10 protein-coding genes are annotated in these 13651 nt (G+C 68.7%); 3 read left to right on the top strand and 7 right to left on the bottom strand.

The window, feature by feature from the left end; translation table 11 throughout:
- Positions 1-1500, bottom strand: coding sequence for a depupylase/deamidase Dop (gene dop, locus MHN80_RS00670; protein ID WP_004019065.1), 1500 nt, complete (start codon positions 1498-1500; stop codon positions 1-3).
- A gap of 67 nt (positions 1501-1567) precedes the next feature.
- On the opposite strand from dop, the gene glgP reads away from it, so the two are divergent.
- A complete protein-coding gene (glgP, locus tag MHN80_RS00665) occupies positions 1568-4165 on the top strand; it encodes an alpha-glucan family phosphorylase (protein WP_239398689.1) in 2598 nt (865 codons plus the stop codon).
- An 87-nt stretch (positions 4166-4252) separates the two neighbouring features.
- Here the strand turns inward: glgP and MHN80_RS00660 are convergent, their stop codons facing one another.
- From MHN80_RS00660 to MHN80_RS00650, 3 genes are all read right to left on the bottom strand, one after another.
- Complete coding sequence (locus MHN80_RS00660; RefSeq protein WP_239399262.1) at positions 4253-6811, bottom strand: FHA domain-containing protein; 2559 nt, start codon at positions 6809-6811, stop codon at positions 4253-4255.
- A 117-nt stretch (positions 6812-6928) separates the two neighbouring features.
- Positions 6929-8746: a proteasome ATPase gene (gene arc, locus MHN80_RS00655; protein ID WP_064571364.1), complete on the bottom strand. Its 1818-nt coding sequence runs from the start codon at positions 8744-8746 to the stop codon at positions 6929-6931.
- A gap of 179 nt (positions 8747-8925) precedes the next feature.
- Positions 8926-9756: a tRNA (adenine-N1)-methyltransferase gene (locus MHN80_RS00650; protein WP_064571363.1), complete on the bottom strand. Its 831-nt coding sequence runs from the start codon at positions 9754-9756 to the stop codon at positions 8926-8928.
- A gap of 199 nt (positions 9757-9955) precedes the next feature.
- On the opposite strand from MHN80_RS00650, the gene MHN80_RS00645 reads away from it, so the two are divergent.
- Both MHN80_RS00645 and MHN80_RS00640 read left to right on the top strand, forming a co-directional pair.
- Positions 9956-10846 carry a RecB family exonuclease gene (locus MHN80_RS00645; protein ID WP_239399260.1) on the top strand — a complete coding sequence of 297 codons (891 nt, stop codon included), beginning with the start codon at positions 9956-9958 and terminating at the stop codon, positions 10844-10846.
- A gap of 69 nt (positions 10847-10915) precedes the next feature.
- Positions 10916-11767: a thioesterase family protein gene (locus MHN80_RS00640; RefSeq protein WP_239398687.1), complete on the top strand. Its 852-nt coding sequence runs from the start codon at positions 10916-10918 to the stop codon at positions 11765-11767.
- A 1-nt stretch (position 11768) separates the two neighbouring features.
- On the opposite strand, the gene hisG is transcribed toward MHN80_RS00640, so the two are convergent.
- The 3 genes from hisG to MHN80_RS00625 form a co-directional block, all read right to left on the bottom strand.
- Positions 11769-12614 (bottom strand): ATP phosphoribosyltransferase, encoded by an 846-nt coding sequence (gene hisG / locus MHN80_RS00635; RefSeq protein ID WP_004019075.1) that lies wholly within the window; start codon positions 12612-12614, stop codon positions 11769-11771.
- Positions 12615-12699: 85 nt separating this feature from the next.
- Positions 12700-12963: a phosphoribosyl-ATP diphosphatase gene (locus tag MHN80_RS00630; protein WP_004019076.1), complete on the bottom strand. Its 264-nt coding sequence runs from the start codon at positions 12961-12963 to the stop codon at positions 12700-12702.
- Positions 12960-13631 (bottom strand): HAD family phosphatase, encoded by a 672-nt coding sequence (locus tag MHN80_RS00625; RefSeq protein ID WP_239399258.1) that lies wholly within the window; start codon positions 13629-13631, stop codon positions 12960-12962. The genes MHN80_RS00630 and MHN80_RS00625 overlap by 4 nt, the downstream gene beginning before the upstream one ends.
- Positions 13632-13651 lie beyond the last annotated feature (20 nt).

Genomic DNA, 13651 nt, shown 5'->3' with positions numbered 1-13651 from the left:
TCAGGTGGTGAGCTGATCCACCAGTTCGGCGGCCGAGTCCACCGAGTCGAGGAGCTTGCCGACGTGTGCCGCGGTGCCGCGCAGCGGCTCGAGGGTCGGGATGCGGACCAGCGAGTCCCCGCCGAGGTCGAAGATGACCGAATCCCAGCTCGCGGCCGCGACGTCGGCGCCGAACCGGCGCAGGCACTCGCCACGGAAATAGGCCCGCGTGTCGCGCGGCGGTTCGCTGATCGCGGCGAGCACGTCGTTCTCGTCGACCAGTCGCTTCATCGACCCGCGCGCGACGAGCCGGTTGTACAGCCCCTTGTCGAGCCGGACGTCGGAGTATTGCAGGTCGATGAGCTGCAGGCGGGGCGCCGACCACGACAGGTTCTCGCGCTGGCGGAAGCCCTCGAGGATGCGCAGCTTCGCGGGCCAGTCGAGGATGTCGGCGCACTCCATCGGATCGCGCTCCAGGCGGTCCAGTACGTCCGCCCAGGTCTGCAGGACGTGGGCGGCGCGCTCGTCGTCGGAGTGCTCCTGCTCGTGGAACTTCTGGCAGCGCTCCAGGTACTCCCGTTGCAGGGCCAGTCCGGTCAGTTCGCGACCGTTGGTCAGGGCGACGGTGGCCGTGAGCGACGGGTCGTGACTGATGGTGTGCACGGCCTGCACCGGACGCGCGAGTTCGATGTCGGAGAAGTCGACGCCGGCCTCGATGAGATCGAGGACGAGCGCGGTCGTCCCGACCTTGAGGTAGGTCGAGGTCTCGGCGAGGTTGGCGTCGCCGATGATGACGTGCAGCCGCCGGTAACGCTCGGGGTCGGCGTGCGGTTCGTCGCGGGTGTTGATGATGCCGCGCTTGAGGGTGGTCTCGAGGCCGACCTCGACCTCGATGTAGTCCGACCGCTGCGACAGCTGGTAGCCGGCCTCGTCGCCGGACTGGCCGATGCCCACGCGTCCCGAGCCGGTGATCACCTGGCGCGACGCGAAGAAGGTGGTCAGCCCCGCGATGACTGCGGTGAACGGTGTCTCCCGCGCCATGAGGTAGTTCTCGTGGGTGCCGTAGGACGCGCCCTTGCCGTCGATGTTGTTCTTGTACAACTGCAGCTTCGGGGCGCCGGGGACGCTCGCGACGTGACGGGCCGCGGCCTCCATCACGCGCTCGCCTGCCTTGTCCCAGATGACCGCATCCATCGGGTCCGTGACCTCGGGCGCGGAGTACTCGGGATGGGCGTGGTCGACGTAGAGCCGAGCGCCGTTGGTGAGGATCATGTTGGCCGCGCCGATCTCGTCGGCGTCGATGATCGGGGCCGGCCCGGAGCCGCGGCCGAGGTCGAAGCCACGGGCATCGCGCAGCGGCGACTCCACCTCGTAATCCCAGCGTGTGCGCTTCGCGCGCGGCACACCGGCGGCCGCCGCGTAGGCGAGAACGGCCTGGGTGGACGTCATGATCGGGTTCGCGGTCGGGTCGCCGGGCGCGGAGATTCCGTACTCGACCTCGGTCCCGATGATTCGCTGCATCCTTCGAGGGTAGATGTTCACTTGCGACCGGTCGCAACCACCGCAGGTGCTGAGTACGGTCGACGCCGTGAAAGCATTCCGCCGGTTCACCGTTCGAGTCCCGCTGCCCGACCGGATCGCCGACCTCGCGCCGCTGGCCTCCAACCTGCGTTGGGCGTGGCATCTCCCCACCCAGGAACTGTTCGCGACGATCGACCCGGCGCTGTGGTCCTCGACCGGCGACCCGCTGCGGGTCCTCGCCGACGCCGACCCGACGCGACTGACCGAACTGGCTTCCGACGAGGACTTCGTCGCGCGGGTGGCCGACGCGTCCGCCGACCTCCGGCAGTATCTCGACGCCCCGCAGTGGTTTCAGCGGTACGCGGCGGGATCACCGGCGCGCAACGACGCGGACACCGACCGGGTGGTGCCGCCGGGAATCGCGTACTTCTCCATGGAGTTCGGCGTCTCCGAGGTCCTGCCGATCTACTCGGGCGGCCTCGGCATCCTCGCCGGCGATCACCTCAAGGCGGCCTCCGACCTCGGGCTGCCACTGATCGGCGTCGGATTGCTGTACCGCTCCGGGTACTTCCGCCAGGGCCTCGATCACGACGGCTGGCAGATCGAGCGGTATCCGGTCAACGATCCCGACGAACTCCCGCTCACGCTTCTCGGGGACGCGGGCAGCGACGCCGACCCGGTGATCGTCGAGGTGGCGATGCCCGGTGGCGCCACGTTGTCGGCACAGGTGTGGGTCGCGACCGTGGGGCGAATCCCGTTGCTGCTCCTCGACTCCGACATCGCCCACAACGACGACCAGCCCGACGGCGCCGTCCTGCGCGCGGTGACCGACCGGCTCTACGGCGGCGACCAGGAACACCGCATCGCGCAGGAGATCCTGCTGGGCATCGGCGGTGTCCGCGCACTCCGTGAGTACGTGCGGCTCACCGGCCGAGCCGAGCCGACGGTGTTCCACATGAACGAGGGACACGCGGGCTTCCTCGGTGTCGAACGCATCCGGGAACTCGTGGCGGGCGGGCTCGACTTCGACACCGCGGAGGCGGTGGTCCGGGCGTCGAACGTGTTCACGACCCACACCCCGGTCCCGGCCGGTATCGACCGGTTCCCCGCCGATCTCGTCGCTCGATACCTCGACGCCGACGCGGACGGTCGGTCCCGCCTGCTGCCGGGGCTGAGCGCGGCGACGGTCGTCGAACTCGGCGACGAGGCGGACCCCGGAGTGTTCAACATGGCACACATGGGCTTTCGGCTCGGACAACGCAGCAACGGGGTCTCGCAACTGCACGGCGAGGTGAGTCGCGAGATGTTCGCCGACCTCTGGCCGGGATTCGACGCCGCCGACGTCCCCATCGGGGCGGTCACCAACGGTGTGCACGGACCGACCTGGGTGGCCCCGGAGTGGCGCGACTTCGCCGGCGGGGACGAGGAATCCGCGCCCGCCGTGTACGCCGGCCTGTCCGACGAGACCATCTGGCGCACACACGAGGAGTTGCGCTCGAGGCTCGTCGGCGAGGTGCGCCGCCGTGCGCTCGCGAGCGGCCTCGAACGGGGCTTCACCCACGCCGAACTGGGCTGGACCGCCGACCTGTTCGACCCGCGTGTGCTGACGATCGGATTCGCGCGGCGCGCGGCGACCTACAAACGCCTCACCCTGATGCTCCGCGATCCCGAGCGCATGCGCGCCATCCTCACCGACCCCGATCGTCCGGTACAGCTCGTCATCGCGGGCAAGGCGCATCCCGCCGACGACGGCGGCAAGTCGCTGATCCAGCAGGTCGTGCGGTTCACCGAGGACCCGGAACTGCGCGACCGGATCGTGTTCCTCCCCGACTACGACATCTCGATGGCGCGCGCGATCTACGCGGGTTGTGATGTGTGGCTGAACAATCCGGTACGGCCGATGGAGGCCTGCGGGACGTCGGGGATGAAGTCGGCGCTCAACGGCGGACTCAACCTGTCGATCCTCGACGGCTGGTGGGACGAGATGGCCGACGGCGAGAACGGCTGGGCCATCCCGTCGGCGGAGGACATCGCCGACGAGCACCGCCGCGACGATCTCGAGGCGCAGGCGTTGTACACGCTCTTGGAGGAGACGGTGATCCCGCTGTTCTACCGCCGCGACGGCGACGGTGTACCCCGCCGGTGGGTGGAGATGATGCGGCACACACTCACCCGACTCGGGCCGCGGGTGTTGGCGTCACGAATGGTCCGCGACTACACCACCGAGCTCTACTGCCCGGCCGCCCGGTCCTACGAGTCCGCGTGCGCCGACTCCTACGCGGGGGCACGCGACCTCGCGGCCTACCGCCGGGCATTGGAGACGGGGTGGTCCTCGGTCCTCGTCGCCGGTGTCGAGGACGAGAGGCGCGCGGATGGTCTGCACGTCACGGCTCATGTCGCACTCGGCGACCTGGCTCCCGAGTCGGTGACGGTACAGGTCGTGCTCGGCCGGGTCGGCGATGACGGCGACATCCTCGATCCGACGTTCACCGCCATGACGCCCGAAGCCGACCGCGACGCGTCGGACCGGGTGGTGTTCACCGCACTCGTGCCGCCGTCGGCGTCCGGCCATCTCGGTTACACCGTCCGGGTTCTGCCGCGTCATCCGCAGCTGTCGTCCGAGTCCGAACTCGGCTTCGTGCGGTTCCCGACGACGACCGGGTGAGCGTGTCCGCAGATGTAGTGCGTCGTTGTGTCAGGCGCAACGACGCACTACACCTGCCGGGGTTCGCCTCGCTCGACCTCTCGCGCGTCAGCGCTTCTTGAGTCGCAGACGCGAATAGGTGAAGGCGAGCAGGAGCGCACTGATCACCGCGAGGACGCCGTAGGCCAGCGCGGTGTGCGCGACCGAGGTCTCCCACAGCGTGATCCGCTGCGGGGCGGCGACGTTGATGGTGTACAGGTCGACGCTGCCGGCTGCGGCCACGTAACCCCAGAACGACGGGAAGATCCACGACAGCTGCTCGAGTCCGATGCCGTCGAGCTTGAACAGACCGCCGCAGAACACCAGCTGGACCATGACGACGATGACCAGTGGCGGCATGACCTGCTCGTTGGACTTGACCGCCGAGGAGATGGCGAGTCCGACGAGGGTGCTCACACAGGCCAGCACGGACACCGCGACGAGCAACGCGAGCGGCGGCGGCAGGATCGGGCCGCCGAAGTCGGGCAGCCCACGGCCGGCGAAGGTGATGCCGACCATGATTATCGTCTGCAGCACGGCGGCGACGAAGAACACGGCGATCTTCGCGAAGAGGTATGCGCCTGGGCGCAATCCGACGGCACGCTCACGTTCGAAGATGTCGCGCTCACCGACCAGATCGCGCACGGTCAGCGCGGCTCCCATGAACGCGGCGCCGACGACCAGCACGACCAGGATCTGGATCGCCTCCGCACCGTCCTTCGGCGGCGGCGCGTTGGGGATCACCTCGAGACGCGCGAATCCGCTCGAACCCGGGATCACCAGGGTGAGCAACCCCAGCACCACGGGCAGCAGCACGAGGAAGACCAGGTACCCGACGTCGGCGAAGATCAGCCGCACCTGCCGTCGGGCGATGGTCGACGACTGGCGGGTGAAACTCGTGTGCGGCACCGGGATCGGCGGCCCCGGCGGACGCTGCGGCGGTGGCGGATTCGGTGCACGGCGATGCCGGTCCAGATACCGCATGTGCGCCGTGTCCGGCTGGTCGGCGACGAAGGCGAAGATCTCGGCCCAGTCGGAAGTTCCCATCTCGCCCTGCACCTGCGCGGGTGGGCCGCAGAACGAGGTCTTGCCGCCGGGTGCGAGCAGCAGCACCTGGTCGCACATGGACAGGTAGGTCAGTGAGTGGGTGACCACGAGAACGACGCGTCCGGCGTCGGCGAGCCGCCGGAGTGTTGCCATCACCTGACGATCGAGCGCGGGATCGAGACCGGAGGTCGGCTCGTCGAGGATCAGCAGCGACGGGCCGGTCAGCAACTCCATCGCCACCGACGCCCGCTTCTGCTGGCCGCCGGACAACTTCTCCACCCGGGTGTCGACGTGTTCGGTCAGCTGGAGTTCGCTGAGCACCCCGTCGATGACCCGGTCCCGGTCGGCCTTCGAGAGGTCGGGCGGCAGACGCAGCTCGGCGGCGTAGCGCAACGCCTGCCGGAGCGTGAGCTTGTGGTGCAGCACGTCTTTCTGCGGCACCATCCCGATGCGGGTGCGCAGCGCGTCGTACTCGGCATGGACGTTGCGGCTCTCGAAGGTGACCAGACCACTTGTCGGGGAATTGAGTCCGGCTGCGATCTTCGACACCGTCGACTTCCCCGCGCCCGAGGGACCGATCACCGCGGTCAACGTGCCGGGACTTGCACTGAAGTCGACATCGGCCAGCAGGCGCTTGCCGCCGTCGACGACGAGGCTCACCCCGTGGACGTGCAGGCCGTCGGCGACCGCGGCACTTTCCTGCCCGCGCATCAGGGTGCCGCCGGACACCACGAAGTCGCTGTTGCCGATCGTGACGACGTCACCGTCTGTCAGGGGCGCGCTCGACACCCGCCGGCCGTTGACGAAGGTCCCGTTGACACTGCCGAGATCCTCGATCACGAGGGCGGACCCGCGGCTCGACACCTGGGCGTGGTGCCGAGACGCGAGCACGTCGCTGACCACGATGTCGTTGTCGGGGGTGCGTCCGATGCGCTGGACCCCGCGCAGTGAGATCGACTCGCGCTCCGGCGGAGTCGGCGCCCCGGGCAACCGGTACACCGCGGACACGTTCTGCTGCAGCGCCTGCAGATGCGGCGCGTTCAGCACTTCCTGCGGCATCGGATCCAGGCCGCCGAACTGCCACCCGCTCCCGGCGCGATCGTAACCGCCGGGTGCGCGCGCCGGCATCTGGCCGGAAGCCGGCACTCCGGTACCCGGGAAACCCGCCGAGCGCGGACCCGACGGCGGCTGACCCGAGGGCATCGGGCGCGAGCCCGGCGGAACCGGCCGGGACGGCATGCCCGGATTGGGCCCACTCGAGGGGGCCCGCCCACCGGGTACGGGCACGTCGACCACCAGATCGACCACCGGACCGGTGTTCACGTCTCCGAGGCGCACCTGCATCGAGCCCGGCACCATGAACTCGGCCATCCGCTGACCGTTGACGAAGAAGCCGTTCGTGCTGCCGATGTCCACCAGACACCAGGCCGCCCCGCGCCACTCGATGGCGAGATGTCGACGCGACACCATCGGATGGTTGATCACGATGTCGTTGTCGGGTTCCCGGCCCAGGGTGACGCGGCGGGACCCGCCCAGTGGGTGCGGTGCCCCACCGTCGACGATCACCCGTCCACGCGTCATCGATGTGCTGTTCATCGCCGACAACTCTAGTGCGTGAAGACGCTGTTCACGCCGTTCTGTCGAGCAGACAGCCGACCCCGTGGGAGTCGGCTGTCTGCTCGGCGGAGTCGTCTGTCGCTACAGGTACTGACCGGTGTTCGTCTCGGTGTCGATGGCCCGGCTCGCGCCCGCGCTCTTGCCCGTGACCAGCGTGCGGATGTAGACGATCCGCTCACCCTTCTTGCCCGAGATCCGGGCCCAGTCGTCGGGGTTGGTCGTGTTGGGCAGGTCCTCGTTCTCCGCGAACTCGTCGAGGATCGAATCGAAGAGATGCTGGACGCGCAGACCCGGTGCACCCGTGTCGAGTTGCGACTTGATCGCGTACTTCTTGGCCCGGTCGACGACGTTCTGGATCATCGCGCCGGAGTTGAAGTCCTTGAAGTACATGATCTCTTTGTCGCCGTTGGCGTACGTCACCTCGAGGAACCGGTTGTCCTCGCTCTCGGCGTACATCCGCTCGACGACCTTCTCGATCATCGCGTTGACGCAGGCCGTGCGGTCACCGCCGAACTCGCCGATGTCGTCGGCGTGGATGGGCAGCTCCTCGGTGAGGTACTTGGAGAAGATGTCGATCGCCGACTCGGCGTCGGGACGCTCGATCTTGATCTTCACGTCGAGACGGCCCGGGCGCAGGATGGCCGGGTCGATCATGTCCTCGCGGTTCGACGCACCGATCACGATGACGTTCTCGAGACCCTCGACGCCGTCGATCTCGCTGAGCAGCTGCGGGACGACGGTCGTTTCCACATCGGAGGAGACACCCGACCCGCGCGTGCGGAAGATCGAGTCCATCTCGTCGAAGAAGACGATGACCGGAGTGCCCTCGGAGGCCTTCTCACGCGCCCGCTGGAAGATCAGCCGGATGTGGCGTTCGGTCTCACCGACGAACTTGTTGAGTAGTTCGGGGCCCTTGATGTTGAGGAAGTACGACTTCGCCTCCTTGGCGTCGTCGCCGCGCACCTGCGCGATCTTCTTCGCCAGGGAGTTGGCCACGGCCTTGGCGATGAGCGTCTTGCCACACCCGGGCGGACCGTAGAGCAGCACACCCTTCGGCGGACGCAGCTGGTAGTCGCGGAACAGGTCCTTGTGCAGGAACGGCAGTTCGACGGCGTCGCGGATCTGCTCGATCTGGCGACCCAGACCACCGATGTCCTCGTATCCGACGTCGGGGACCTCTTCGAGGACAAGATCCTCGACCTCGGCCTTGGGCACGCGCTCGAAGGCGAAACCGGCCTTGGTGTCGATGAGCAGCGAGTCACCGGGACGCAGCTTGCGGCGCAGGCCGTCCTCTCCGTCGACCTCGCCCAGCAGCGGCTCGGCCAGCCAGACCACCCGCTCCTCGTCGGCGTGGCCGACGACCAGGGCGCGCTTGCCGTCGCCGAGCACCTCGCGCAGCGTGCTGATCTCGCCGACGGTGTCGAACTCGCAGGCCTCGACGATGGTCAGCGCCTCGTTCAGGCGCAGGGTCTGGCCCTTGGTCAGCGTCTCGGTGTCGATGTTCGGCGAACAGGTGAGCCGCATCTTGCGGCCGGAGGTGAACACGTCGACGGTGGCGTCTGGATGCACGTCCAGCAGTACGCCGTAGCCACTCGGCGGCTGACCGAGCCGGTCGACCTCTTCGCGCAGGGCGATGAGTTGCTGTCGGGCTTCCTTGAGAGTGTCGAGCAGCTTCGCGTTGCGTGCGGTGAGACTGTCCACTCGCTCCTGGAGGTCCCCGGCCGGCCGGCCGGCTGCGCCGCGCGCAGCCGAGTCCGAGCCGCTCCGCGACAGCGGCGACTCGGAGCCGCTCCGCGGCGGGGGCGGAGTGTAGGCGGGGACGAAGCCCTCGTCGGATGCACTGGCGCTCTCGGGAACCCCGCGGTCCCCCAGTGCGTCGTGGCGGTCAGATTCGGTCATTGCTGACTCCTCTCGCCGGCAATCACCCGATCCCTCGATCGGAATGCTCGCGCCGTATCCCTACGCTACCGGCCGCGACGCGGAATCGCCGTCTGCCGCGCAATCGCCGGTGTTGACGGTGTGTTAATTGTGCGTCTTCGCAACGTATTCGCGATGTTTCACGGCGACCTCGGACGGGGTCAGCCCTTGCTGGGTCGACGCTGCGGGCGCAATGTGGTGGTCCCGTCGGCGAGCCGCCGGGCGGTGATCAGAAAGGCGGTGTGGCCTTGCATTTTGTGTTCGGGCCGCACCGCGAGGCCCACCGCACTCCACTCGCGCAGCAGAGTCTCCCAGGCCCGGGGCTCGGTCCAGCACTCCTGTTCGCGCAGGGCCTCCATCACCCGGGACAGCTGGGTGACGGTTGCCACGTACACCGTCAAGACCCCGCCTGGTTTCAACACCGTGCGGACCACGTCGAGGGGTTCCCACGGCGCGAGCATGTCCAGGATGACCCGGTCGAACCGTTCGTCGGAATCCACGTTGGCCAGGTCGTCGACCGTCAGGTGCCAGTTGTCCGGGCGTCCGCCGAAGAAGGTCTCGACGTTGCGGGTCGCGTACTCGGCGTGGTCATCCCGGATCTCGTAGGAGACGACCTCGCCGTCGGCACCGACCGCCCGCAGCAGCGAACACGTCAGCGCACCCGACCCGGCACCGGCCTCGAGCACCCGCGCACCCGGGAAGATGTCGCCCTCGAGCACGATCTGCGCCGCGTCCTTGGGGTAGATGACCTGGGCTCCGCGCGGCATCGACAGCACGTAGTCGACCAGCAGCGGCCGCAACGCGAGATATTGGGTCCCGCTGGTCGCGGAGACGATGCTGCCTTCGGGCGAGCCGATCAGATCGTCGTGGGAGATCGCCCCGCGGTGGGTGTGGAACTGCTTTCCCTCGTCGAGCAGCACCGTGAACTTGCGCCCCTTGGCATCGGTCAGCTGAACCCGGTCGCCGATGGCGAACGGTCCGGTGGTGGGCACTGGTGCTTCCTCTCGTGAACGATCCGAACCCGCGCGCCTGCGCGCAGCGGTTCGTGGGCCGTGTGGACGTTACCCGACCAGGTGGGTCCGACCCGCCTCGTGTCACCCGTCGCGCGGTCGGAGACGCGGTCCCGTGCGACCCGAGTGTCGGGGCGTCGGCCTGTCGGGGCCGGCGCCTACCCTGCGAAGGGTGAGCACGATGACCGGTGTCGGGGACACCTCGACCAGCACGACCCCAGCCGGGGTGCCCGGCCCGGATTCCCAGGGCACCGGTGGGCGCGGCATCGTCGGGCGGCCGCTGGCGCTGTCCCCGTCCCGCGCCGCGGACTTCAAGCAGTGCCCCCTGCTCTATCGGTACCGCGCGATCGACCGATTCCCGGAGACACCCACGGCCGCGCAGACCCGGGGCACCGTGGTGCACGCGGCGCTGGAGAACCTGTTCGACCTCCCGGCCGAACTCCGCACCCAGGACTCCGCCGAGCTCCTGGTCGAGGGCGCCTGGGCCGCGCTGTGCGAGGGCGACCCGGACCTGGCGAAGGTGATCGGCGAGGGCGGGCAGGAGGCCTTCCTCGCGGACGCGTACAAGCTGATCGCCACCTACTACACGATGGAGAACCCCACCGCGTTCGACGCCGACGCGGTGGAGGAACACGTCGAGATCGACGCCGAAGACATGCTGATGCGCGGCTTCATCGATCGCATCGACGTCGCGCCGACCGGCGAGATCCGGGTCGTCGACTACAAGACCGGACGATCCCCGGGCGAGGCCTACGAGGCCAAGGCGCTGTTCCAGATGAAGTTCTATGCGCTCGCGATCCTGCGCACCCGCGGGGTGGTGCCGGCCCGCCTGCAACTGATGTACCTCTCCGACGGGCAGCAGCTGATCTATCGCCCGGATCACGACGAACTGCTCCGCTTCGAGCGCACCCTGCGCGCGATCTGGCAGGCGATCCGCGCGGCCGTGACGTCCGGCGATTTCCGACCGAAGAAGTCCTGGCTGTGCAAGTTCTGCGAGCACCACGCCCGCTGTCCCGAGTTCGGCGGTGAGGTCCCGCCGTACCCGGGCCCGCCGCCGGGATTCGCGGCCTGATCCCACGCCGGCAGCCCGTCGGCGTGCCCCCGCACCGGACGACTATGTCGATGGTCATAGAGTGGCCGGGTGGAGAACTCGTACTACGAACCCATCGACGCCCCGTCGGATGCTGCGAGGTCTGACTCCGAGCACGACTTCGAGTACTTCCGCCCGACCGACGCCACGCTGAGCGTGTGGTCGCCGACCATGCAGCACGGCGGTCCCCCGTCGGCCCTCCTGATGCGGTCGCTGCTGCGGTGCGAGCCCGACCCGGCCCAGCACTTCACGAGGGTGACCACCGAGATCCTCGGCCCGGTGGGGTTGGGCGTCAACCGGGTGTCCGCCCGGGTCGTACGACCCGGCCGCCAGATCAGCCTCGTGGAGACCGAACTGCAGGTTCAGCAGGCCGACGGGACGTTCCGCGCCGCCGCACGATCGGTGGGTTGGCGTCTGCGCGTCGCCGACACCGCCGAGATCGCCGACGGTCCCGCTCCCCTGACCCCCGAACCGGACGAGTCGAAGGCGTTGATCGGATTCTCCGACGACAGCGGCGAGGCGGTCGACTGGGGCACGCTGGGATTCATCGGGACCGTCGAGTCGATCCGGGTCGAGGGACGCAACGGGACGACGCCCGCGGTGTGGCTACGGCCGGCGATCCCGCTCGTCGCCGACGAGAAGATCGCGGACCTCGAGTCGATGTTCACCGTCATCGACGTCGCCAACGGGCTGGGAACCCGGCTTCGGCCGAACCGGTGGACCTGGATGAACACCGACACCACCGTGCACCTGACGCGCGTCCCGAGCGGACCGTGGGTCGGCATCGACGCCCACATGATCACCGGCCCGGACGGATTCGGCAGCACCTTCGCCGACCTCTACGACGCCTCCGGGCACATCGGCCGGTCGGCCCAGACGGTGATGCTCAGCGCGGTGCAGTAGCTCAGAACCGGCAGGAGCGGATGTCGGTCGCCAGGATTGCCTTCGCGCCCAGCTCGGACAGCTCGTCCATGAGGTTCTGGTGATCCTTGCGGGGCACCATCGCGCGGACGGCGACCCAGTCCGGGTCGGCCATCGGTGCCACGGTCGGCGACTCGAGACCCGGGGTGAGCAGCGATGCCCGGTCGAGAAGTGAACGGGGGCAGTCGTAGTCGATCATCACGTACTGCTGTCCGAACACGACGCCCTGCACCCGGGCGACGAACTGGCGTTCGGCCTTGGTGAGGTCGGCGTCGCGACGGGAGATCAGCACCGCCTCGGAATCGCACAGCGACTCCCCGAACGCGGCCAGATCGTGCTGACGCAGCGTGCGGCCGGAGCCGACGACATCGGCGATCGCGTCGGCGACACCGAGCTGGATCGAGATCTCGACCGCACCGTCGAGCCGGATGATGTCGGCGGTGATGCCGTGTCCGGCCAGATCCGCACGCACGAGGTTCGGGTAGGACGTGGCGATGCGTTTGCCCGCGAGATCGGCCACGCTCCACTGCTGGTCGGCGGGCGCCGCGTAGCGGAAGGTCGACGAGCCGAAGCCCATCGCCAGCTGCTCGGAGACCTCGGCGCCCGAGTCCCGGGCGAGGTCGCGCCCGGTGATGCCCAGATCCAGGCGGCCGGATGCGACGTAGATCGCGATGTCCTTGGGGCGGAGGAAGAAGAACTCGACGTCGTTGTTGTTGTCGAGGACCGTCAGGTCCTTGGCGTCGGTCCGGCGGCGGTATCCGGCCTCGGAGAGGATGGCCGACGCGGATTCGGAGAGCGCACCCTTGTTGGGTACGGCCACTCGCAGCATCTCGATGTCCTTTTCGTGGGGGTCGCGCCCGTCGGGCGCGGTGACAGTGGGGTCGTGCGGGATCGATCTGGACCGGGTCAGCCGGTCACAGATGTCGGTACACGTCCGGCAGCGTCAGTCCCCGCTTGATCATCATCACCTGCAGCCAATAGACGAGTTGCGAGATCTCCTCGCCGAGCGACTCGTCGGACTCGTGTTCGGCGGCGAGCCAGACCTCACCGGCCTCTTCGATGATCTTCTTGCCCAGCGTGTGCACACCGGAGTCGAGGGCGGCGACGGTACCCGAACCCTCGGGACGGGTCTGCGCCTTGTCGCTGAGTTCGGCGAACAGCTCCTCGAAAGTCTTCACGATTCCTCATTTTTGCATGTCGAGATGCGCGCGAGACCGCCGGTCCATGCGTCGGCGACATCGTCGAGGTCCAGCCCGACGAGGGAGGTCCGGAAGACCCGCAGCCGACCCGGCTCGACCGGTGCTGCGGACTCGACGACGAGCGTCGGACAACCGGCCGCCGACGCCGCCGCGGCACCGGTCGGCGAGTCCTCGACGGCCAGGCAGTCGGCTGCCGGGACACCGAGGAGCTCCGCGGCGCGCACGTAGGGGTCGGGAGCCGGTTTGCCCACGGCGACCTCGTCGCCGCAGACCGTCGTGGTGAAGCGTTCTCGCCCGATGGTCTCGAGGGCCACCTCGGTGAGCTCCCGCACGGTGTTCGTCACGAGCACCATCGGGATCCCCGCCGCGGCCACCAGGTCCAGCGCTTCGGGTGCGCCGGGACGCCACGGCAGGTCGTCGGCGAACAGTTCGGCGACCCGGTCGAGGGTCCAGCGTCCGTCGGCATCGGGATCGCGGTCCGCGGCGGACAGACCGGCCGCGTCGTGCACCTTCGCCAGCGCGTCGGGCAGCGAGTTCCCGAGGGTGGATTCGCGGAGTTCCGGCGACATGACGAGGCCGTGCCGCGCGGCCAGCTCGGCCATCGCGACATCCCAGATCGGTTCGGAGTCGAGCAGCGTGCCGTCCATGTCCCACAGGACCGCGGCGG

It is taken from the genome of Gordonia sp. McavH-238-E (genome assembly GCF_022348225.1).
Taxonomy (GTDB): domain Bacteria; phylum Actinomycetota; class Actinomycetes; order Mycobacteriales; family Mycobacteriaceae; genus Gordonia; species Gordonia terrae.
This window is presented reverse-complemented; position numbering and strand designations above follow the sequence as displayed.

Excerpts from the sequence above, each read along its gene's own strand:
- MHN80_RS00625 (WP_239399258.1), bottom strand. The coding sequence starts at position 13,631 with ATGGACGGCACGCTGCTCGACTCCGAACCGATCTGGGATGTCGCGATG.
- hisG (WP_004019075.1), bottom strand. The coding sequence starts at position 12,614 with ATGCTGCGAGTGGCCGTACCCAACAAGGGTGCGCTCTCCGAATCCGCG.
- MHN80_RS00660 (WP_239399262.1), bottom strand. The coding sequence starts at position 6,811 with ATGACGCGTGGACGGGTGATCGTCGACGGTGGGGCACCGCACCCACTG.
- MHN80_RS00645 (WP_239399260.1), top strand. The coding sequence starts at position 9,956 with ATGACCGGTGTCGGGGACACCTCGACCAGCACGACCCCAGCCGGGGTG.
- dop (WP_004019065.1), bottom strand. The coding sequence starts at position 1,500 with ATGCAGCGAATCATCGGGACCGAGGTCGAGTACGGAATCTCCGCGCCC.
- arc (WP_064571364.1), bottom strand. The coding sequence starts at position 8,746 with ATGACCGAATCTGACCGCCACGACGCACTGGGGGACCGCGGGGTTCCC.